General features: G+C 75.8%; 3 protein-coding genes and 1 pseudogene. All 4 read right to left on the bottom strand.

The features are described from left to right. Nucleotides 1-43: 43 nt before the first annotated feature. Nucleotides 44-5,785, bottom strand: coding sequence for a condensation domain-containing protein (locus BLQ73_RS23695; RefSeq protein WP_093173498.1), 5,742 nt, complete (start codon nucleotides 5,783-5,785; stop codon nucleotides 44-46). Beyond that, nucleotides 5,782-11,256 carry a type I polyketide synthase gene (locus BLQ73_RS23690; RefSeq protein ID WP_093173496.1) on the bottom strand — a complete coding sequence of 1,825 codons (5,475 nt, stop codon included), beginning with the start codon at nucleotides 11,254-11,256 and terminating at the stop codon, nucleotides 5,782-5,784. The genes BLQ73_RS23695 and BLQ73_RS23690 overlap by 4 nt, the downstream gene beginning before the upstream one ends. Beyond that, on the bottom strand, nucleotides 11,253-14,696 hold the full coding sequence (locus tag BLQ73_RS23685; RefSeq protein ID WP_093173494.1) for a non-ribosomal peptide synthetase: 3,444 nt from the start codon (nucleotides 14,694-14,696) through the stop codon (nucleotides 11,253-11,255). Before BLQ73_RS23685 ends, BLQ73_RS23690 begins: the two co-directional genes overlap by 4 nt. Next, nucleotides 14,693-21,733: pseudogene (locus BLQ73_RS23680) on the bottom strand (amino acid adenylation domain-containing protein); the annotation flags it as partial. The pseudogene BLQ73_RS23680 and the gene BLQ73_RS23685, both read right to left, overlap by 4 nt. Nucleotides 21,734-21,793 lie beyond the last annotated feature (60 nt).

The raw sequence follows: 21,793 nt of genomic DNA, 5'->3' as shown, positions 1-21,793 counted from the left end.
CTCGTGGTCCTCGTGGTCCTGTTCGTCCTCGTGGTTCTCGCCGTCATCGTGATCTCCGATCGCGCCGCCCCCGGGCGGCCAGGCGGCGTTCCCCCCGGTCCCTGGCCCGTGCCGCCGCAGGCTCCGGCGCCGCTTCCGGCGCGTCGAGGAACTCCGCCAGGGACTCCACCGTCGGATGGCGGAACAGGTCGACCATGGCGACCCGCCTGCCGAGGCGCTCCTGTAGGACGCCGTGGACCCGGGCGAGCTGGAGGGACGCCCCGCCGAGGTCGAAGAAGGCCGCCCGCACCCCGACCCGCGGCAGGCCGAGCACCTCGCACCAGATCTCGGCGATCAGCCGCTGCGTGTCCCCGGCCGGGTCGGCGTCACGCCCGTCTCCACCGCCGCCCGCGGATTCGGGAAGGCGGTCCACGACCTCCCACGTCCACGGGACGGCCACCCCGAAACGGTCGGTGACCTGCGGACGTACGGCGGAAGCCGGGTCGCCGCCCTCCCGGGGGACGACGTGCGCCACGAGTCGGCGCACCGGCGCGGCGGGCGCGTCGAGGTGAGCCCGCGTCCAGGGGCGGGACTCGTCCACGCCGATGAGCATGTGGGGGTCGCCGGCCCGGAGCGCCGCGTCCAGCGACCGGATGCCCTGGTCGCGGCCGAGCACGTGGAAACCGCGTTCCCGGGTGAGCTCCTTGGCCGGGAAGCCGGCGCTCATGCCGGTCTCGTCCCACATGGTCCACGCCAGGCTCTGCGCCCGCAGCCCGAGCGCCCGCCTGGCGTCGGCGAAGGCGTCCTGGTAGGCGCAGGCCGCGGCGTACGAAGCGGCCAGGGCACCACCGAAGAAGCCGTTCACCGAGGAGAACAGCACGAACGCGGCGTCCGGCACGTAGGCGACGGCCTCGTGCAGGACCCGCGTGCCCTCCACCTTGGCGGCGAGCGCCACCCGCAGCTCCTCGTCGCTCTCCTCGCCGATCGGGCGCTGAACGAACACGCCCGCGAGGTGGAACACGCCCGAAGGCGCCTCGCCCCACAGCGCCGCCGCCTCGTCCAGCGCCCGCCGTACCTGGTCGGCGTCGCACACGTCCGCGGCGGCGTAGCGCACGTCGCCCAGCGCCGCGAGCTCCGCGGGCACGGCCCCGGCGTTGGACCCGGCGGCGGACCCGGCGCCGGCGGTGGCCCCGGTGGCGGACGCGGCGGTGGAGCGGCCGAGGAGCAGCACCTTGGCGTCCCAGACGGTCAGCAGGTAGCGGGCGGTCTCGACGCCGACGCCGCCGAGGCCGCCGGTGACGACATACCACCCGCCGCGCTTCAGCGGCCCCTCGGCACGCGAGCCGGTACGGGTGCGTGGCAGCCCCTCAGAGGACCGACCCTCAGGGGACCGGCTCGGGGCGGGCGGCGCGTCGGCAGGCGGCGCGCCGGCAGGTGCCGGCTCTTGGACGGTCGTGCCGGTCGGCCCGTCGGCGCAGAACACCGGCTCCAGGCGACGCGCCAGCCGTACGCCGCCGCGGATCGCGATCTCCAGGTCCGCCTGCGCGACTGCGAGTTCGTCGACCGCGATCGCGAGATCGGCCGGGCCGGGTTCGGCCGGGAGGTCGATGTAGCGGCAGCGCAGGCCGGGGATCTCCTGCTCGGCGCTGCGCAGCAGCGCCGGGACCATGGCCTGATGGGGGTCGACGGAGTCGCCCTCGGTGACGTGCCAGGTCTGCCGGCCTACGCCGTACACGATGGTGAACGGGGGGAGGCCGCGGGCGAGGTCCCGGACGGTGAGGAGATCGCCGGAGGTGGCGACGACCCGGAGCGGGCGGCCGTCCGGAGGGAGGCCGTGCGGGGCGTCGCCGTACGGCGGAACGGCCCGGAGGGAAACGCCGTGCGGCGGATCGGTGTCGCCTCCACCGGGCCGGGCGGGGGCGAGGGTCGCGGCGGCGGTGACCGTGTGCGGCACGCCGCGCGCGACGAGCGCTTCGCGTAGCGCCGCCACCAGAGCCCCGCCGTCGTCGATCAGCACCAGGCCGCCGGAGTCCGGCCCACCGGCGGCGGCCTCACCGAGGCCGACCGCCGCCGAACCGGTCGGCGGACCACCGGACGTCAAGGGGCCGCCTTCCGCCGCACCGCGCTCCGCGAGGCCGGACTCCTCCAGCGGGCCGGACTGCTCCAGGCCGAGGGCGGCGGCGGGACGCCACGCGGGCCGGTGGAACCAGTCGGGCAGCGTGCCCGCGCCGCCGAGCAGCGCCTCGGCGCGGTGGGCCGCGGCGTCGAAGCCGCCGTCCTCGAAACGCCCGCGCAGCCGCGCCCGCTGGATCTTGCCCAGATCCGTCTTGGGAATATCGGCCTTCTCCACAGGCACGAGGTGGTCCACGTTGACGCCGACCCTGGCCAGGACAGCGCCGCGCACGCGGCGCAGCACGTCCGCCGGGTCGGCGCCGGGCTCGGCGTGGAAGAACACCGCGAGGCGGTCGGTGGTGCCGCCGGGCAGGCGTACGGCGCACGCCGCCGTATAGGAGCGCGCCACATCGGGCAGTTCCTCCACCGCCGCCTCGATGTCGTGGCAGTAGTAGTTGACGCCGTTGACGATGATCACATCTTTGGCACGTCCGGTGATGGTGAGCCGCCCGCCGCGCAGCACGGCCAGGTCGCCGGTCTCGAACCAGCCGTCGGCGGTGAACGCCTCCGGCTCGGCGCCGCCGTAGTAGCCCTCGGTGACGGCGGGCCCGCACACCTGGAGCCTGCCGACCGTCCCCTCCGGCACGACGCCGCCGCCGTCCGCACCGCCATCCGTACCGCCGCCCGCACCGGCGTCCACGACACGCATCCGGAATCCCGGATAGGGCCGTCCGACCTCGGTGAACACGTCGCCGTCCGAGGTGCTCGCCAGCGTGAACCGCTCGGAGTCGGTCTGGCCGGACGAGGTCTCCGACATGCCCCACGCGGGCCGCATCGCCGTCTCCGGCAGCCCGTACGGCGCCAGCGCCCGCAGGAAGCCGCGCGCCACCGACGGCACGACGGCCTCCCCGCCGTTGAGCACGTAGCGCAGCGGGGACAGGTCGATCCCGCGGCCGGCCAGCTCGGCGGCCCGCTCGGCGACGAGGCCGAACGCGAAGTTGGGCGCCCAGGTGGCGGTGGCGCGGAACCGCGAGGCCAGCTCGGGCCAGCGCAGCGGGTCGGCCAGCACGTAGGAGGTGTCCACCTGGATCTGCTCGCATCCGCGCAGCACATCTCTCATGTGGAACATCACGACGCCGCCCACGTGGTCGAGCGGCATCCAGTTCAGCGACACGTCGTCCTCGGTGAAGCCGCCAACGGCGATGGCCCCGGCGGAGCGGGTGAGGATATTGCGGTGCGTGAGCCGTACGGCCTTGGGGGTGCCGGTGCTGCCGGAGGTGAGGAGCAGCAGTGCCAGGTCGCCGGGGGCGGGCCGGTGCCACCGCCGGTCGGGTTCGCCCGCGGCGAGGCCGCTCAGGGTGTCGGAGGTGAGCGTGAACGGCCCGCTCAGCAGGTGACGAGCGCCTTCGAGGCGGGCGAGTTGCGGCGGCGTCCGGGCGGGTGCCAGCGGCACCGGCACGATGCCGCCGAGGACGCACGCCCACAGGGCGACGGTGAACTCCCGCACGTCGTCGAGCTGGAACAGCACCGGGTCGCCCGGTTTGAGGCCGAGGGCGCGCAGCCCGCCGAGGACGCGGGCCGCCGCCGTCACCAGCTCGCCGTAGGCCAGCCGGTGCTCGCCCCCGTCGGCGTCGACGAACACGACGCCCCGGTCCTGCCGTACGGCCGCCGCCAGCAGGGCCGCCCCCAGGTCGGACGCCCCGGCGTCGGCGGGCGGCCCGCCGTCGCTGACCGATGGCGGCCCGTCCGCCGTCCCGCCGCCCCGTGCGGACGGCTCTCGCCGCCGTGACAGGTCGGCGTCCGATACGTCGGCCTCCTCCGGGCGGCCGACCGTGTCGGGCCGCGGTGAAAGAGTGCTGGGGCCGAGGGGGCCGCCCACGTAGACGTGGCGGTCGCGGGCCGGAACCTCGGTCACGGCGGCGGAGGCGGCGGCGACGCCGCCGACCGAGGTGAGGAGCCCTTCAAGGCGGCCCGCCACATCGGCCGACAGCACCGGCAGCGCGGCCAGGGCCTCCTGGTCGAGGGTGCCGTCGGGCCGCCTGGGCAGCCGGCTGACGAGGATCGCGCCGCCGGGCCGCACGCCGTACGGCAGCGCCTCGCGCATGGCGGCGACCACCTGGGCCTCGGTGAGGGGGGCGAGCGGCACCGCCGCGGCGACGGGTTCGTCGCCGCCGGGGCCGCGGCGGGTGAGGACGGCGCACTCGCCGACGGGCAGCGCCCGGGTGATGGCCTGGGCGAGCGCGCCGGGTGAGGACCGGGCGAGGTCGCCAGCGTCGAGCAGCGGCAGGTCGGCCACGGGCACGCCGGGGTCGGTGACGGCGGCGGACAGGAGCCTGGCGAACTGCCCGACGACGCGTTCCATGGTCGCGGCGCGGAACAGCGATGTCCGGTAGACGAGCAGGCCGCGCAGACGCTCCCCTTCATCCCAGACGTTGCATTCCACATCGAACCTGGTCCACCAGTGGTCCACGTCCGCCCATTCGGCCTGCACGCCGGGCAGGTCCAACGCCTTCAGCGTGGTGCTCTGCACGGTGAACAGCGCGTCGAACAACGGCGTGTGGCCGGGCATCCGCGCGGGACGCACCTCTTCGACAATCAGGTCGAGCGGGATGTCGTCGTCGGCGAACGCGGCCAGCACGCTGCCGCGCACGCGGTCGAGCAGGTCGCCGTAGGTCGGGCGGCCCGACAGGTCCGCTCTGATCGGCAGGGTGTTGACGAAGAACCCGATGAGCGGCTGGACGGCGGTGTCGCCGCGCCCCGACGCGGGGGTGCCGATCACGATGTCGTCCTGTCCGCTGTAGCGGTGCAGCAGGGCGGCGAACCCCGCCATCAAGGTGGTGTACAGCGTGACGCCCCGAGTACGGCTGAAGGCGCGCAGCCGCGCGGTCAGCTCCTCATCCAGGTGGAAGACGAGGCCGTGCCCGTCGTGGGCGGGCACGTCGGCGCGGGGCAGGTCGGTGGGCAGGTCGAGGACCGGCGGCGGCGGGGTGAGTCTGTCCCGCCAGCGCTCCACCGCCTGGTCGAGGCGGGGGCCGCGCAGGGTGTCGCGCTGCCATTCGGCGTAGTCGCCGTACTGGATCGGCAGGTCGGGCAGGACGGCCTCGGCGCCGGTGACGCGTGCCCGGTAGAGCGCGCTCAGCTCGGCGGTGAGCGGGCCCATCGACCAGCCGTCGACCACGATGTGGTGCATCGTCAGCACCAGCAGCGCGGCCTCGCCGCGCGTGCGGAACAGGCGGGCCCGCAGCAGCGGTCCCCGGGACAGGTCGAACGGCTCGTCGGTGAACTCCCGGATCCGGTCGCGCAGCACGCCGCCGATCAGCTCGCCGGACCGCGGGGAGGCCGCGTCGGCGTCGTGGACGTCGAGGTGGGTGCGCAGGAGCGGATCGACGACCTGGACGAGTTCGCCCTCCAGTTCGGCGAAGACGGTCCGCAGGGCGTCGTGCCTGGCCACGACCGCGTCGAGCGCGTGGCGGAGCGCTTCGACGTCGAGGTCTCCGGTGAGGCGCAGCGTGATCGAGCTGTTGTAGTAGGGGCTGCCGGGTTCCGCGCGGTGCGAGAACCACATGCGCATCTGGGCGTGCGAGGCGCGGTAGACGCTCACCTCGTGCGCCGCGGTCGCGGCGCCGGTCCGGGCTTCGCCGGTGTCGGCCAGGGCTTCGCCGGTGCCGGCCTGGGCGTCGTCGAGCGGCGTCATCGGGCCTCCCCCGAGGTCAGGGTGCCGTCGGGGGAACGCAGCATCCGCCGGCCGCCCCGGCGCGGCCCGAGGGCGTCCGCGCCCGGGCCGCCGGGCTCGGCGGGGCCGTCAGCACCGCCGTCAGCACCGCCGTCAGCACCGCCGTCAGCGCCGCCGAGGGCGGCGACGCGTGTGGCGAGCGCGGCGACCGTCGGCTCCTCCAGCAGTGTCCGCACACCGAGCGCGGCGCGGCGCGACTCGCGCAGCCGGGACACGATCTGCAGGGCGAGCAGCGACTCCCCTCCGAGGTCGAAGAAGTTGTCGTCGACGCCGATGCCGTTGATGCCCAGCACCTCCTCCCAGACCGCGGCGACGGCACGTTCCAGGTCGGTGCGCGGCGCGACGTACGGCACCGCCAGCGCCGGCCGGTTGTTGAACACCGAGGCGCCTCCAGCCGTACCGGCCGCAGCGCCCCCCGCAGCGCCTCCCGCAGCGCCTCCGGCGGCACCGCGGGCTCCGCCGCCTGCGGGGCCGGCCACAGGGCCGGCCGCCGCGCCGCCCGCCGGACCGCCGGCCGGGGCGACACGCTGGTTGGTGGTGACGGGCGGGTCGAGCAGGCTCCTCAGGATCGTGGCGCGTTCGGTGCCGGTGCCGGCTTCGCCGAGCCGCCACCGCACGACGCGCCACGGCGGGTCGCCGTCGAGCGCGCGGCGCTCGGCCACCGCCTCGGCGTGGGCCTCGGCGAGAGCCGCTGCGAGCCCGTGGTCGGCGGCGGGCGACACGACGGTCACGGGGCCGTAGTGTTCGCGGTCGAGCCGGTCGAGCGTGGCGGCCTGCGCGCCGTACCACGGGAAGGGGTCGGCGCCGGTGTCGCCGGGCAGCACCAGGATGAGGTGCTCGCCGTCCTTGGCGGCGACCACGTCGGGCCCGCCCCCGATCGCGGCCCCGGCCGCGACCAGTTCCAGGGCCAGTCCGGTGGGCGCGGCCGAGGACGCCGGGCGGCGGCCCGCCACGAGGAGGTGGTCGTCGGGCGACTCGCGCAGATGCGGGTCGCGGGCGCACACGAGGACGTCGGTGAGCCCGGCGTCGCGCAGGAGGCCGTCCCACCGGTCGACGGCGACGAACGGCGTCCCTTCGCGCACGTCGTCGGTGAAGTGCCACACGCCTTCGAGGAGCCCGGCGCTCAGCAGGCCGTCCCTGGGCAGTTTCGCCACGTCGAGGACGATCGCGACGCCGCCCTCGGCGAGCAGTTTCACCGTGTGGCCGAGGCTGCGGCGCAGGTCGCGGGTGGCGTGCAGCACGTTGAAGGCGAGGACGAGGTCGTAGCCGCCTTCGTCGTAGCCCTGCTCCACCGGGTCGGCCGAGATGTCGAGCAGGCCGAAGGTCAGCATGTCGAGTCCGCGTTCGGCGGCGATGCGCTGCCCGGTGAGGACGAGCGAGCGGCCCAGGTCGGTGTAGTGGTATTCGACGTTGCGGTCGCGCAGCGCCTCGGCCACGGGCCAGGTGAGCAGTCCCCGGCCCGCGCCGACCTCGAGGACGCGCACCTTCCTGCCGTCCGCCTCGTCGACGAGCCGCGTGACGGTCCGCGCGATCAGCTCCCGGTAGACCTCGACGTCGCTGCCTTCGATGCGCCGGTCCTCCAGGTTCCGGTAGACCGCGGTCTCTCCATCGGGGAAGATCACCTTGGTGGCCTCGGTCCTACCGCTCAGCACGTCGCCGAGGTGGCGTCCGCAGTACTCCATGACCTCGGCGTTGGCGGCGTGGTCGGGGTGGTCGGCGGCGATCTCGGCCGCGAGCCGGGCGGCGTCGCCGTCCGCGCCGGCGTCGCCGACGAAGGTGAAGACCCGGTCGCCCTCCGCCGGGGCGGGCGCCGCGGTGACGACTCCGTCGGTGACGAGGAAGTCGGCGACGGCCCCCCACAGCCGCACATAGCGCGGGTCGAGGCGGAGTGCGCGGGTGAGGTCCTTCTCCCGGTGGACGGCGCCGACGGCGGTGTCCACGCCGGCCTCGCGCAGCGCCGTGCAGGCGAGCAGGACGCTGAGCCGTTCCAGTTTCGCGGTCACCGCGAGCGGCACCCCGGCGACGGGGATGCGGTCGCGCAGCGTTCGTTCGGTCTGGACGATCCACGCGTGCTGGTCCGCCAGCGGGGGCAGCGCCGACGTGGCCGCAGCGAGGACCCGCGCGGGCCCGTCGGCCGCCCGGTCCCGCGCGGGGACCGGCCCGGGGCCGGGGGGTTCGGCGGCGTCGACCGGCGTGAACGTCCCGCGTCCGCGGTGGGCGACGACGCCGCCCTCGGGCGGCCCCGCGGCCAGTTCGGCCGCGATCCGCGCCGCCTGCGCGGCGACCGGGCCCTCCTCCAGGTCCAGCAGCGTGTACGGCACCGCCGGGTGGGCCGCGCGCAGCGCCTCCACCGCTCCGGCGAGCAGGCGCCCGCCGAGGGCGGCGTCCTCCCTGCCGGTGATGTTGTGCACGTGGGTGGCGCACACCCACACGGGCACCCCGGCGGCGGCCAGGGAGGCCGCCTCCGCCACCGCCGACCGGGGGTCGGCCGCGGTCGCCAGGTAGACGATCCCGGTGGCCTCGCCCGCGTCCTCGGCGGCATTCTCGGCGGCGGGCACGTCGCCGAGCCGGGCGGTCGCGCCGCAGCCGGCGAGGTGGTCGCGCAGAGCTGCGCCCACGCCAGTGCCCGCGCCCGCAGCGCCGGCCCCCGTGCCCGCGTCGGCGGAACCCGGCACGATGAGCCATGCCGTCCCGGTGAGGGGGCCGCCGCGCGGGGCGATCCTGGGGCGCCAGGCGCGGGTGGAGACCACGGCGGCGGGGGCGGCACTGTAGGCGGTGCCCTCGCGGCCCGCGGGGGCGGGGGCGAGCCAGTGGCGTTCGCGTTCGAAGGGGTAGCCGGGCAGGTGGACGCGTCGGCCCCGGCGGCCGGCGGCGTCCCAGGCGGCGTCCCAGGCGGCGTCCCAGGCGGCGTCCCAGTCGACGTCGACTCCGGCGGCCCATAGCTGCCCGAGGGCCGACAGCAGGTGCGTGTGGTCGTCGGCGGTGGCCTTGCGGTGGCGCATGCCGGTGACGGCGGGCAGGTCGGGGCCGAGCACCATGCCGGCGAACCGGGTGAGGGTGCGTCCCGGCCCCACCTCCAACAGCACCGGGGTGCCCTCGGCGCACAGGGTGCGCACCCCGTCGGCGTAGCGTACGGTCGCCCGGGTGTGCCGCACCCAGTAGCCGGGGTCGACGGCCTGGTCGGGGGTGATCCAGGTGCCGGTGACGTTGGAGACGAACGGCAGCGCCGGCCGGCTCAGCCTCACCCGCCCGACCACGTCCGCGTAGTCGTCGAGGATGGCCTCAAGCACCGGGGAGTGCCCGGCCGCGGGCACGTCGAGGCGCTGGAACTCCACCCCGGCGGCGGCGAGCCGCGCCTCCACCTCGGCGATCCGCTCGACGGGGCCGGCGAGGGTGCAGTGGCCGGGCGCGTTGACGGTGGCCAGGCCGACTCCGCCGCCCAGGTAGGGCGCGACGCCGTCCTCGCCGAGCCGTACCCCGGTCATCGTGCCGCCGACGGCCACGGCCAGCCGCTCCCGCTCGCTCACCAGCAGGCAGGCGTCGGCGACCGGCATCACTCCGGCGAGGCAGGCCGCGGTGTACTCGCCCATGCTGTGCCCGAGCAGCGCGCTCGGCCGTACGCCGAAGGACATGAAGGTCCTGGCGAGCGCGTACTCGGTGATCAGGAGGGAGACGAGGATGGCCGACCGGTCGGCGGTGCCGTACATGGCCTCGCGGGGGTCGAAGCCGAGCAGGGGCGCGGCGGCCTCGGCGCACGCGTCGACCTCGGCGCGGAAGGCGGGCACGGCGTCGTAGAGACCGCGGCCCATGCCCTGGTAGTGGCCGCCGACGCCGGGCAGCAGGAACGCCGTCTGCCCGGTCCCCGCGGGCCGGGGCGGGGGCGCGGCGGTGCGCAGCGCCGCGGTCGCCTGGGCGGTGTCGGCGGCGACGACGGTTCTGCGGTACGGCAGTGCGGCTCTGCCGTACCGCAGGGTGTGCGCGACGTCGGCGAGGTCGGCGTCGCGGGCGTCGCGGGTATCGAGGTGGTCAGCGAGGGCGAGCGCGACGCGGTCGAGCGCCTGCGGGGTCTTCGCCGACAGCATGAGCACCGTGGGGCGTCCGTCGCCGCCGTCCTGCGGGAGCGGGGCGCGCCGCGGCGCCTCCTCCACGACGGCGTGGGCGTTGGTGCCGCCGACGCCGAAGGCGCTCACCCCGGCGCGGCGCGGCCTGCCGGTCGAGGTCCACGGCACGGGGTCGGCGGCGACGTAGAAGGGGCTGGCGGCGAAGTCGATCTCGGGGTTGGGGTCGCCGAAGCCGAGCGTCCGCGGGATGAGGCCGTTTTCGAGGGCGAGGACCGTCTTGATGAGTCCGGCGACGCCCGCCGCCGCGTCGGTGTGCCCGATGTTGGTCTTGACCGACCCGATGGCGCAGTAGCCGACGCGGTCGGTGGTCTCGCGGAACGCCTTGGTGAGGGCGGTCACCTCGATGGGGTCGCCGACGGGGGTGGCGGTGCCGTGCGCCTCGACGTAGTCGATGGTGTCGGCGGTGATGCCCGCCAGCACGTGCGCGTTGACGATGACCTCGGTCTGGCCGTGGACGCTCGGCGCGGTGAAGCCGACCTTCCGGGAGCCGTCGTTGTTGATCGCGGTGGCTTTGATGACGGCGCGCACGGGGTCGCCGTCGGCGACGGCGTCGGCGAGGCGTTTCAGCAGCACGACGGCGACGCCGTCGCCGTTCACCATGCCGGCGGCGTCGGAGGAGAAGGCGCGGCAGCGCCCGTCGGGGGACAGCGGGCCGCCGGTCTCGTAGCGGTAGCCGCGCCGGGGCGTCGGGTTGAGCGAGGAGCCTCCGGCGAGCGCCAGGTCGCAGCGGTAGGCGAGCAGGTCCTGGCACGCCTGGTGGACGGCGACGAGCGAGGCCGAGCAGCCGGTCTGTACGGCGACGCTCGGCCCGGTGAGGTCGAGCTCGTAGGAGACGCGGGTCGGCAGCGAGCTGGCCAGGTTGGCGAAGACCGCCGCGTAGGCTTCGAGCGAGTCCGGCGGACAGGTGAGGTGCGGCATCACGTTGCGCAGGTAGTACTGCCCTTCGGTGGCGCCCGCGTAGACGCCGACGGCCCCCGGGTGGACGCCCGGCACGTGGCCGGCGTCCTCCAGCGCGTGGTAGGCGCATTGGAGGAACAGCCGCTGCTGCGGGTCGAGCATCCGCGCGTCGCGCGGGGTGTAGCCGAAGAAGCCGGCGTCGAAGTCGGCGAGGTCGTCGATGGCGGCCTCGACGAGCACGAGGTGGGAGTCGGCGAGCCCGTCGGGTGCGCCGCCCGCGGCGAGGTACTCGTCCTCGCCGAACTCGGTGAACATGTGCCGGCCGGCGGCGAGGTTGTCCCAGAATTCCGAGAGGTCGGCGGCTCCGGGGAAACGCCCTGCCATCCCGATGATGGCGATGTCCAGCTCGCTCACTGCTGTCCCTTCTGTCGGATGCCGCTCTGGCGGGTGCCCGCCATGCGGGCGGCGACCCGGCGCTGGCGCTCGGCGCGTTCACGCACGGAGGAGAGGTCGGGTGACCGTTCGTCGCGGAGATGCCGCGCAAGGGAGGCGACGGTCGGGTGGGTGTAGAGGTCGACGATCGGCACGGCGTGTCCGCAGGCGCGCTCCAGCAGCGGCCTGATCTTGGCCAGCAGCAGCGAGTGCCCGCCGAGGTCGAAGAAGTTGTCGTCCACGCTGACGCGTTCGCGGCCGAGCGCCTCACGCCAGATGCGGGAGATGTCCTCCTCCAGCGCGTCGCGCGCCGCCACGTGCGCCGCCCCGCTCACCTCGGCGGCCGTCGCCGCCGCCGCCAGGACCCGCCGGTCGAGTTTGCCGTGCGGGGTCAGCGGCAGCGCGCCGTGCCAGGCGAACGCCGCGGGCACCATGTACGCGGGCAGCCGCGCCGCCGCGTGCTCCCGCAGCGCTCCGGCGGCGGGGCGTTCGCCGGGTGCCGCCACGAGGTGGGCGGCCAGGCGTTCGCCGTCGAGCAGCACGACCGCGTCCGCGACGCCGGGGTGGTCGCGCAGCGTGCTTTCGATCTCACCCGGCTCGATACGGTAGCCGCGGAGTTTGATCTGCTCGTCGGCACGGCCGGCGAACTCCAGGCCGCCGTCGGCGCGCAGGCGCGCGAGGTCGCCCGTGCGATACATGCGCCCGCCCGTGAACGGGTCGGGCAGGAACCGGCCGCGGTCGAGGTCAGGCCGGTTGAGGTAGCCGAGCGCGACGCCGGGCCCCGAGACGTACATCTCTCCCACGATGCCCACGGGCACCGGCTGCCCCGCCTCGTCCAGCACGTGCACGCGCAGGTCGGGCAGGGGGCGGCCGATGAGGCTGCCGGTGGCCGAGACCGCGGTCTCGCGGTCGAGCGGCAGCCAGGTGACGTGGACGGTCGTCTCGGTGATGCCGTACATGTTGACCAGGCGCGGCGTGTCGTCGGGATGCCGGTCGTACCATGCGCGCAGCGCCGGGAGGTCGAGCGCCTCACCGCCGAAGATCACGTAGCGCAGTGCGAGGTCGCCGCGGGGCGACTCGGCCTCGGCCCGCATGAGCTGGGCGAACGCCGACGGCGTCTGGTTGAGCACGGTGACGCGTTCGGCCGCGAGCAGGTCGAGGAACTCCTCGGGGCCGCGGGTGAGGTCCTGCGGGACGACGACCAGCCTGCCGCCGTGGAGCAGCGCGCCCCAGATCTCCCACACCGAGAAGTCGAACGCGCCCGAGTGGAACAGCGTCCACACGTCGTCCGGGCCGAAGCCGTACCACGGCGCGGTGCCGGTGAACAGGCGCACCACGTTGCGGTGCGACACCAGCACGCCCTTGGGCCTGCCGGTGGAGCCGGACGTGTAGATCACGTAGGCGGGGTCGGTGTCGGTGGGGTCGGTGTCGGCGGGCCCCGGCGGGCGGTCCGGCGACCCAACGCCGGTTCCGCCGACGTCCATCCCGCCGATGCCCGTCCCACCGTTATCCGACTCGCCGTTATCCGACTCGCCGGGATCTGGCTCGCCGATCTGCGACTCGCCGACGTCTGACTCGCCGACGTCCGAGAGCAGCAGCGCCGCCGTCCCGTACGGCACCGCCGACGCGAGGCCGGCGGTCGTGACGACCAGGGCCGGCCGGGCATCCTCGACGATCAGGGCGAGCCGCTCGGCGGGCTGGTCCGGGTCGAGCGGCACATAGGCCGCGCCCGACTTCAAGACCGCGAGCAGCGCCGCCACGAAGTCCGCCGACCTCGGCACGAGGAGCGCGACCAGGCCGCCCGGCCCGGCGCCCCGCCGTACGAGTTCCCCGGCCAGGGCGTCCGCGCGGCGGTCGAGCTCGCGGTAGGTGAGGCGGGCGTCGCCGCACACCACCGCGGTCCGGTCGGCGTGCGCGGCGACCACATCCGCGAACAGCTCGGGAAGAGTGCGCGGCGGCCCGTCGAGGCCGGCCGCCGCGGGCGGCTCGCCGCCGGCGGGCCGGAGCGCGACCCGGCCGATCGGCAGGTCGGGGTGGGCCGTCACCCCGGCGAGCAGCGCCGCGTAGTTCGCCAGCAACTGCTCGGCGCTGCCCGGGTCGAAAAGCTCGGTCCGGTAGATGACCGTCGGGGTGAAGCCGTCGTCCCCGTTCAGCACCGCCATCGTCACGTCGAACTGCGTCGTCCCGTTGTGCAGATGCATCTCCGCGACGTCGAGGCCGGGCAGCGACACCCCGGCGAGCGTTGGCGCGAACAGCAGGAACATGACGTCGAACACCGGCCCGCGCCCCGGCAGCCGGCGCGGCTGCACCTGCTCGACGACCCGGTCGAACGGCACCTCCTGGTGGGCGTACGCCTCCGCGCACACCTGCTGGACACGTCGCAGCACCTCGCGGAAGGTCGGATCGCCGTCCAGGTCGATCCGCATGACCAACGTGTTCACGAAGTTGCCGACGAGCCCCTGGAGTTGGGCGTCCTCGCGCAGCACCGCGGGCGTGCCGACCGCGATGTCGGTCTCCCGCGTGGAGCGGTGCAGCAGTACGGCGAAGGCCGCCAGCAGCGCCATGAACGGCGTCGTGCCGCAGGCCCGCGCGAGGTCGCGCACCGCCGCCGAGACCGGCGCGGGCAGCGGCAGCGACGCCTCCCCCGCCTCCGGTCCGGCGCTGCCCGGCCGGGGGCGGTCGAGCGGGAGCGCCGTCCTGGGCGGCGGAGGGGTGAGCCGCTCCACCCAGTAGGCCGCCTGCTCCTCCATCGCGCCGGCCGCCAGCCGCCCCTGTTCCCAGGCGGCGTAGTCGGCGTACTGCACCGGCAGCTCCGGCAGGCGCGGCGTGCCGCCCTCCGCGAGGGCCGCGTAGGCGCCGGCGATCTCCGGCAGTAGCACCGCCCACGTGAGGTCGTCGCACGCGATGTGGTGCACCACGAGGACGGCGAGGTGGACGCCGGGCGCGAGCCGTACGAGCAGCGCGCGCAGCGGCGCGTCGGCGGACAGGTCGAACGGCCGCCGCCCCGCGCGCCTGGCCGCCGCGAGCGCCGCGTCCTCCCCGTCGGCGTCGACGGCCGGCACGGGGATCGGGAGCGCGGCGTGGACGCGCTGCACGGGGGTGCCGTCCGCCGTCTGGTGGTAGGTGGTGCGGAGCACCTCGTGCCGGTCCGCCACGTGGGCGATCGCGTCGCGCAGGGCGTCCACGTCGAGCGGCCCGGTCAGCCGCATGCCGACCGACAGGTTGTAGACGGCGCTGCCCGGGTCGAGCTGCTGGAAGAACCAGACCCGCTGCTGCGCGCTCGACAGCGGCGCTTCGCCGCCGCCGCCGCGCGCCACGGGCCCGTCGTCCGGCTTGCCGGCACCGGTGAGACCCTCTTCTTCCAGGAGCAGGGCGAGTAGTTCCCTGCGTTTGGCCGCGAGTTCATCCGACTCGGCGGTCATGGTGCACTCCTCTGGGGTCGCGGCAGGAAGCCGGTGTCCGTGAAAAAGCGGAGATAGATGTCGAGCAGGGCGTCGTCCACCGGGGGGCACGCCACACCCGACCCGGCGAGCGCCTCCGCGGTGGCGGCGAAGCCGACGACCGGCCCGCCGTCGGCGGCGCCGCTGTCCGCGGCGGCAGCGAGAAGGACGGTCACGCCCGCGGCGGCCTCGCTGCCCGCCGCGTGGGCGGCGAGCAGGGCCGCCCACTCCCCCTGGCCCACCGTCGTGAGCTCGTGGCCGAGGGCGCGGAGCCGGTCGGCGAGGCGGGGGAAGGCCGCGGGCGCGGGGTTGACCAGGTGGTAGGCGCGGAACCCCGGCTCCGCCGCCGGGCCGAGCGCCAGGTGGACGATCGCGCCCGCGACGTAGTCGGCGGGCACGAGGTCGAGCTCGGAGTCGAGGTCGGGCAGCGCGCCCACGTCGAGCGCCGCGCGGACGGCGTTCCACAGCGCGTCGTCCGTGCCGCAGGCCCCGGTACGGCTGTCGCCCCCGATTCGGCCGGGCCGGTAGACGGCCACCGGCAGCCCCCGCCCGGCGGCCTCCCGCAGCATCTCCTCGGCGACCCACTTGGTGGCCACGTAGCCGCCGGCCGAGGACACGCTTTCGGCCTCCGGCCGTACGTCCTCGCCGATCGGCCCGCCCGCCGACCCGGCCAGGACACCGGTCGTGGAGACGTAGTGCACGGGTGTCGGCCGGTGGAGGGCGGCCAGGCGGATCACCTCCCGGGTGCCGCCCACGTTGGCGTCGCGCATGCGCCGGTAGGTGTCGGCCAGGTTCACCGAGGCCCCGTTGTGCACGATCAAATCGGCGCTCGCCGACAGCGCGTCGAACCGTTCCGGCGCCAGGCCGAGCAGCGGCTCCGCCAGGTCCCCGGCGACGGCCTCGACCCGGTGGCCGTGCCCGTCGCGCCAGGTGCCGAGCCGCCGCGCCGCCTCCCGGACCCGGATGAGGGCGTGCCCGTCGTCGTCGGCGCGGGCCAGGCACACCACCCGCGCGTCGGTCCGCTCCAGCAGCTCCGCCAGCAGGAACGCGCCGAGGAACCCCGTCGCCCCGGTGAGCAGCACCGTGCCGGGAGGCGCCGAGGGGTCCGGCGGAGGGCCGGTGACCACGATCGCGGGGTCGAGCCTCGCCTCGGCGGCGAGGTCGGGGGCGGGCTGTGCCGTACCGGAGCGTTCGAGGGCGGCGGCGAGTGACGACACGGTGGGGCAGTCGAAGATCAACTGCATGGGCGGGTCGGCTCCGAGGCGCTCCCTGATGAGGTGGACGACCTCCGCGATGCGCAGCGAATGGCCGCCGAGGGCGAAGAAATCGTCGTGCGTCCCGACCGAGGCGACCCCGAGCACGTCCCGCCAGATGCCGGCCAGCGTCCGCTCGACGCCGCCGCGCGGCGCGTCCCGCTCGGCGTCCCCTTCGTCGCGCACCAGGTACGGCAGAGCCGACCGGTCCACCTCCCCGTCCTGGCCGGTGGGCAGCACCGGGACCCGGTGGGTGAGGACGCGGACGGGCCTGCCGTACCGGTCGGGCACCTCGAACGCGGGAAGCCGCCCGCCGGGGCCGCCCTCCAGGCGGCCGGTCTCCAGGCGGCCGGTCTCCAGGCGGCCGGTCTCCAGGCGGCCGGTCTCCAGGTAGGCGTGGAGCGTGAGCCGGGGGCCCGGTTCCGCGCCGTCCGGCGCGGGGGCGGGCCCGGTGCGGGGCGCGGGCAGGGCCCGGCGGTCGATCTTGCCGTTGGGGGTCAGCGGCAGGGCGTCGAGCAGCACATACGTGGAGGGCGCCATGTAACCGGGCAGCCGCTCCACCGCGTGGTGGCGCAGCTCCTCGACGAGGTCGCCGAGCCGCGCCGCCCTCGGCTCGCTCGCGAGCCGCCCCGGCGCCCCCGGCACGTAGGAGGGGGCCGCCTCCCCCAGCACCAGGTCGAAGGCGTACGGCACGGCCCCCGAAGGCACCGCCTCAGCGGCCAGGCCGTACTCCGCGGCCACGCCGTACAGGACCTCGGGGTCGGCGGCCTCGGGGTCCGCCTCGGCCGCCAACGCCTCCCGCACCGCCGCGCCCCGCGCCAGCAGCCGCGTCCCGGCCACGTCGCGGGCGAGCCGCCCGTTCGGGATGCCGGCCACACGCAGCCCCGCCGCGCCGCCGGCACCGGCGGTGTTGTCAGTGCCGGCGGTGCCGTCAGTACCGTCAGTACCGTGGGTGCCGTCAGTGCCGTGGGTGCCGTGGGTGCCGTGGGGCCGCGCCCGGGCGGCCAGCAGGTCCCGCAGCGCCGCGACCGACCCGGGCCACGCCACGGTGGCCGGCCTGGCCGCCTCGCCACGCGGCCGGGGAACGGCGGACGGCTCGGCCGTTCCACCACCCGGCCGGACGCCGCCGGACGCCTCCGCGGCACCGCCCGCCTCGGACCGGCCGGCGTCCGCCGACCCGGCCGCCTCGCCTCCCGGCGGAGTGCCGGCGTCCGTGTGGAGGAGGACGTCGTAGCGGTAGCCGGTGAGCTCGTTGTGGTGCGCGCCCCGGCGCAGCCGTACCTCCACGGCCGTGACGCCGGGGAGCCGACCCGGCAGGCCGGTGAAGAACTCGGGCGCGAGCAGCAGCTCCTGGTCGCTTTCGGCCCGGGCTCTCCCCTGGGCGAGCAGGTCGGCGGGGTCGGCGTTCCGGGCCGCCTGGCGCAGCTCGACGGTGGTGTAGAGCAGCTCGGCGAGGCGGATGTCGCGGATGTCGCCGAGGTAGACCGTGCCGCCGGGGCGCAGCAGCGGCAGCAGTCCGGCGAGAACGTCGATCAGGTGGTCCGCGCCGGGGAGGTACTGCACGACGGAGTTGAGCACGACGGCGTCGAAGTGGCCTTCCGGCAGGCCGTCGACGTCGTCGGCCGCCCGGTGCAGCAGCCGTACGCGGGCGGCGAGGGCGGGGCCCGCGGCGAGCCGGTCGGCGAGGCGTTCGACGGCGGCGGCCGACAGGTCGGTGCCCCAGTATTCGTCGCACGAGGGCGCGACCCCGGCGAGGATGAGCCCGTTGCCGACGCCGATCTCCAGCACCCTCGCCGGGGAGCGCTCCAGGACGCGGGACACCGTGGCCGCCCGCCACTCCTCCATCTCGGCGCCGGGGATGGGAGCGCCGTCGAACACGCTGGACCAGACGCCGAAGTCCGACAGCAGGTCGGCCCCCGCCATCCCGGCGGCGTAACGCTCGTCGTAGACACCCCGCCACGCTTCGACGTGTTGGCGCTCGGCGTCGGACCGTTCCTCGGCGGACTCCTCTCCTCTCGGCACGACGTAGCCGACGAGCCGGGAGTCTCCCCTCGGGCCGACCGCCACGCCGACGGCGGCCTGCGCGACGCGGGGGTGGCCTTCGAGCACGGACTCGATCTCTCCGAGCTCGATGCGGAACCCCCGGATCTTCACCTGGTCGTCGACGCGCCCGCCGAACTCCAGCTCGCCCTCCGGGTTCCACCTGGCCAGGTCGCCGGTGCGGTACATCAGGCCGTCGCCGTACGGGCAGGGCACGAACCGCTCGTCGGTCAGGTCCGGGCGGCCGAGGTAGCCGAGCGCGAGGCCCGCGCCCGCGATGTACAGGTCGCCGTAGGCCCCGACGGGCACGGGAAGCAGGTCGCGGTCCAGCACGTAGACCTGGGTGGAACGGATGGGCCGGCCGATGGGCGGCACCCCGGCGCGGCCCTTGGCCAGCGGCATCGCGGTCGACCACACGGTGGTCTCCGTGGGGCCGTAGAGGTTGACCGCCTCCCGCGCCGCCTCGGCGAGCCGTCCCGCCAGCGACGCGGGCAGCGCCTCCCCGCCGACGAGCGCCCGCAGGCCGCCCGCCGAGGCCGGATCGTGGTCGAGCAACGCCCGCCACAGCGTCGGTGTGGCCTGCATGATCGTGGCGCCGTGCCGGGTGAGCAGCGCCGCCAGCGCCGCCGGATCACGCACGGTCGCGTCCCCGGCGACGACCACCGTCGCCCCGGTGACCAGCGGCAGGAACAGTTCGAGCGCCGCGATGTCGAACGACACCGTGGTCACGGCGACGAGCGTGTCGTCCGCGTCCAGCGGGAACAGGTCGCGCATCGCCGCCAGGAAGTTGGCCAGCGCCCGGTGGGGCACTAGCACGCCCTTGGGTCGTCCCGTCGATCCCGACGTGTACAGCACATAGGCGGGTTCCTCGCCGCCGGGCATCCGCAGCCCGTCGAGGGCCCCTTCGGGAGCCCCGTCGAAAGCCCCTCCGAGGGCTCTATCGAAAGCCCTTTCGGGGGCTCTATCGAAAGCCCCTTCGGGGGCTCTGTCAAAGGCCCTTCCGGGGTGAGTGGGCCCGTCGAGGTGGACCGCGGGCACGCCGGGCGGCAGCCCGCCGACCGAGGGGAGGGTGAGGACGCAGACGGGGGCGGCGTCCTCGGCGATGTAGGCCAGGCGCTCGGCGGGGTGGCCGGGGTCGACGGGGAGGTAGGCGGCGCCGGTCCGGCACACCGCGAGCAGGGCCGGGACCAGGCGTGCCGAACGCGGCAGGGCGACCATGACGATCCGGCCGGGGCCGGCTCCGGCGTCGGCCAGCAGCCCCGCGATGCGGTCGGCCTCCGCCCGCAGCTCGCCGTAGGTGAGGGTGGCGCCGTCCTCGTCGGCGACGGCGACGGCGTCCGGGGTACGGCCGGCCTGCGCGTAGACGGCCTCCGGCATCGTGCCCAGGTCGGTGCGGGGATCGGTCCAGTCGTTCCACTCGACCAGGACGCGGCGGCGCTCCTCCTCGCTCAGCCCGGTGGCGGTGCGGTCGTTCTCGGGCGGGGCGAGCAGCTCCACGTCGGGTTCGACGACGAGGCCGCCGTCCTCGACGGTGCCGCAGGCCCCGGCGGGCAGCGCGGCGTCGAGCCCCGCCGCCACCCGCGCGTCGATCACCGGGAGCGCGAGCACCGCGGCGGTGTCCAGCGCGCCGGACCGGCTCCGGGGCAGCGCCGTCACCGGCACGAAGACGCCCGGCACGCCGGGTAGGAGTTCACGGATCGCCGCGAGCACGGCCGCCGCGCCGTGGCCGTCGGCCGGAACGGCCGCGGCGAGCACCTCCCCTCCGCCGGGGGCGGCGACCAGCGCGGCCTCCCGCACCTCGGGCCGCTCGCCGAGCGCCGCCTCGGCCGCGTCGAGGTCCACAGGACGCCCGTCGACCCACACCCGGCCGCGCGCGGCGGGCTCCAGCACGATCCGCCCGTCGGAGAGCCGGCGTGCCCGGTCCCGCGTGACCACCGGCTCCCCGCCGTCGGGGAGGAAGGCCAGGAGCCCGCTCACCCCCAGCGGGGTCGGCCGCCCCTGCCGATCCACCACGCCGAGCGGCACGCCGATGCCCGCCAGGCCGGGGGCGACGGCCTCCGGCGCGGGGCCCGTGCCGTACGGGGTGGGGGCGACGGCGGCGAGGCCGCCCGCCTCGGGAGGCGCGTGGACGCGGGTGAGGGGCCAGGGCGCGGTGAGATCGGCCGGCGGGGCGCCCGTCACGAGGACCAGCCGGAGCCGTCCCGCGGCGTCGCCGGCGTCTCCGGCGTCGACCAGGGCGCGCAGCCCCGAGGGGCTGCACAGCACGACGGTGGCGCCGTGCTCGGCGATGGCCGCGGGGAGGCCGGCGGCCTCCCCGGTCCACGCCACCGGCGCCGCCCCCGCGGCGGCGCCGATCGCGTCGTACGGCAGCGCCTCGGCGACCACGACGTCCTCCGGCAGGACGGGCGACTCCACCGCCGGGCCGCCGGCGAGCGCGGCACGTTCGGCGCTGCCGTACAGCTCCAGCCCGCTGAGGGGCGTCCGCGGCCGGGCCGACGCGTGGGCGAGGAGACGTTCGAGGTGGCCGGCGATGCGGGCGACCGTGCCGCCCTTGAACAGGTCGGCGCTGCCGATGACGACGCCTTCGAGGGCGCCGCCGCTCTCCCAGGCGTGGACGACGAGGTCGAACTGGGTCGTCACGACCTGGTCGGCGTTGACCGGCGTGACGGTGAGCCCGCCCATGCGCGCCTGCTCGGGCTGCTGCTGGAGCACGAACAGCACCTGGAACAGCGGGTTCGTCCAGGGGTCCCGGTCGGGGCTCAGCTCCGCGACAAGCGTCTCGAAGGGAACGTTCCTATGCAGGAGCGCGGCCCCGCAGGTCTCCTTCACCCGGTCGAGCAGGTCGGCGAAGGCCGGGTCGCCCGATACATCGGTGCGCATGACCAACGTGTTCACGAAATATCCGATGAGGTGCTGCGTTTCCGGCAGGTCCCTGCCGTGGACCGCCGACCCCACGGCCACCTCCCCCGGCCCGCCGTACCTCGACAGCAACGCCGACAGGCCCGAGAGCACCGCCATGTACGGCGTCGCGCCGTGGGCCTTGGCCAGGTCCTTCAGGCCGGCGTAGGCGTGTTCACCGAGGCGGAACGGATGGCTCACCCCGGTGAAGGTGGGCGGGCCGGTCCGTTCGCGGTCGGTGGGGAGCCGCACCGGGTCTCTCCCGGCGCCGAGCTTCGCCTTCCAGTAGGCCAGGTGCTCGCCGAGGCCCCCACCGTCGGCGAGCACGCCCCGCTGCCACTCGGAGTAGTCCGCGAACTGCACGGCGAGCGGCCGGTAAGGGTCCGCCTCGCCCGCCTCGAAAGCGGCGTACCTTTCCGCGAGCTCCCGCAGCAGCACCCCGAACGACAGCCCGTCCCCGACAATGTGGTGCATCACCACCAGCAGCACGTGGTCGCCGCCGGGCAGCGGCCCCAGGTGGAAGCGGACCAGCGGCGCGGCGGTCAGATCGAACGGCGCGAGCGCCCGCCGGTCCAGCCACTGCGCGAGCTCCCCCACCTCCTCCTCCACCAGCGGGGCCGGCACCGACTCCCGCACCACCTGGTACGGGCGTCCCCCCTCGTCCACGAACCCGGTGCGCAGGCTCTCGTGCCGCGCCACCAGCCCCGCCACCGCGCGGGTGAGGGCCGAGCGGTCGAGCGGCCCGGTCAGCCGCAGGGCGGTGGCCATGTTGTAGAACGGGTTCCCCGGATACAGCCGGTCCAGGAACCACAGGGCCTCCTGCGCGTGGGACGCGGGCACCGGCCCGCGGCCCGGCCTGCGGGGCACGGTGGGCCGGGAGCCCGCCGC

The organism is Sinosporangium album, from assembly GCF_900100605.1.
GTDB lineage: Bacteria > Actinomycetota > Actinomycetes > Streptosporangiales > Streptosporangiaceae > Sinosporangium > Sinosporangium album.
Note: the sequence above shows the minus strand (reverse complement) of the source record. Positions and strands in the feature narration are given on the sequence as shown.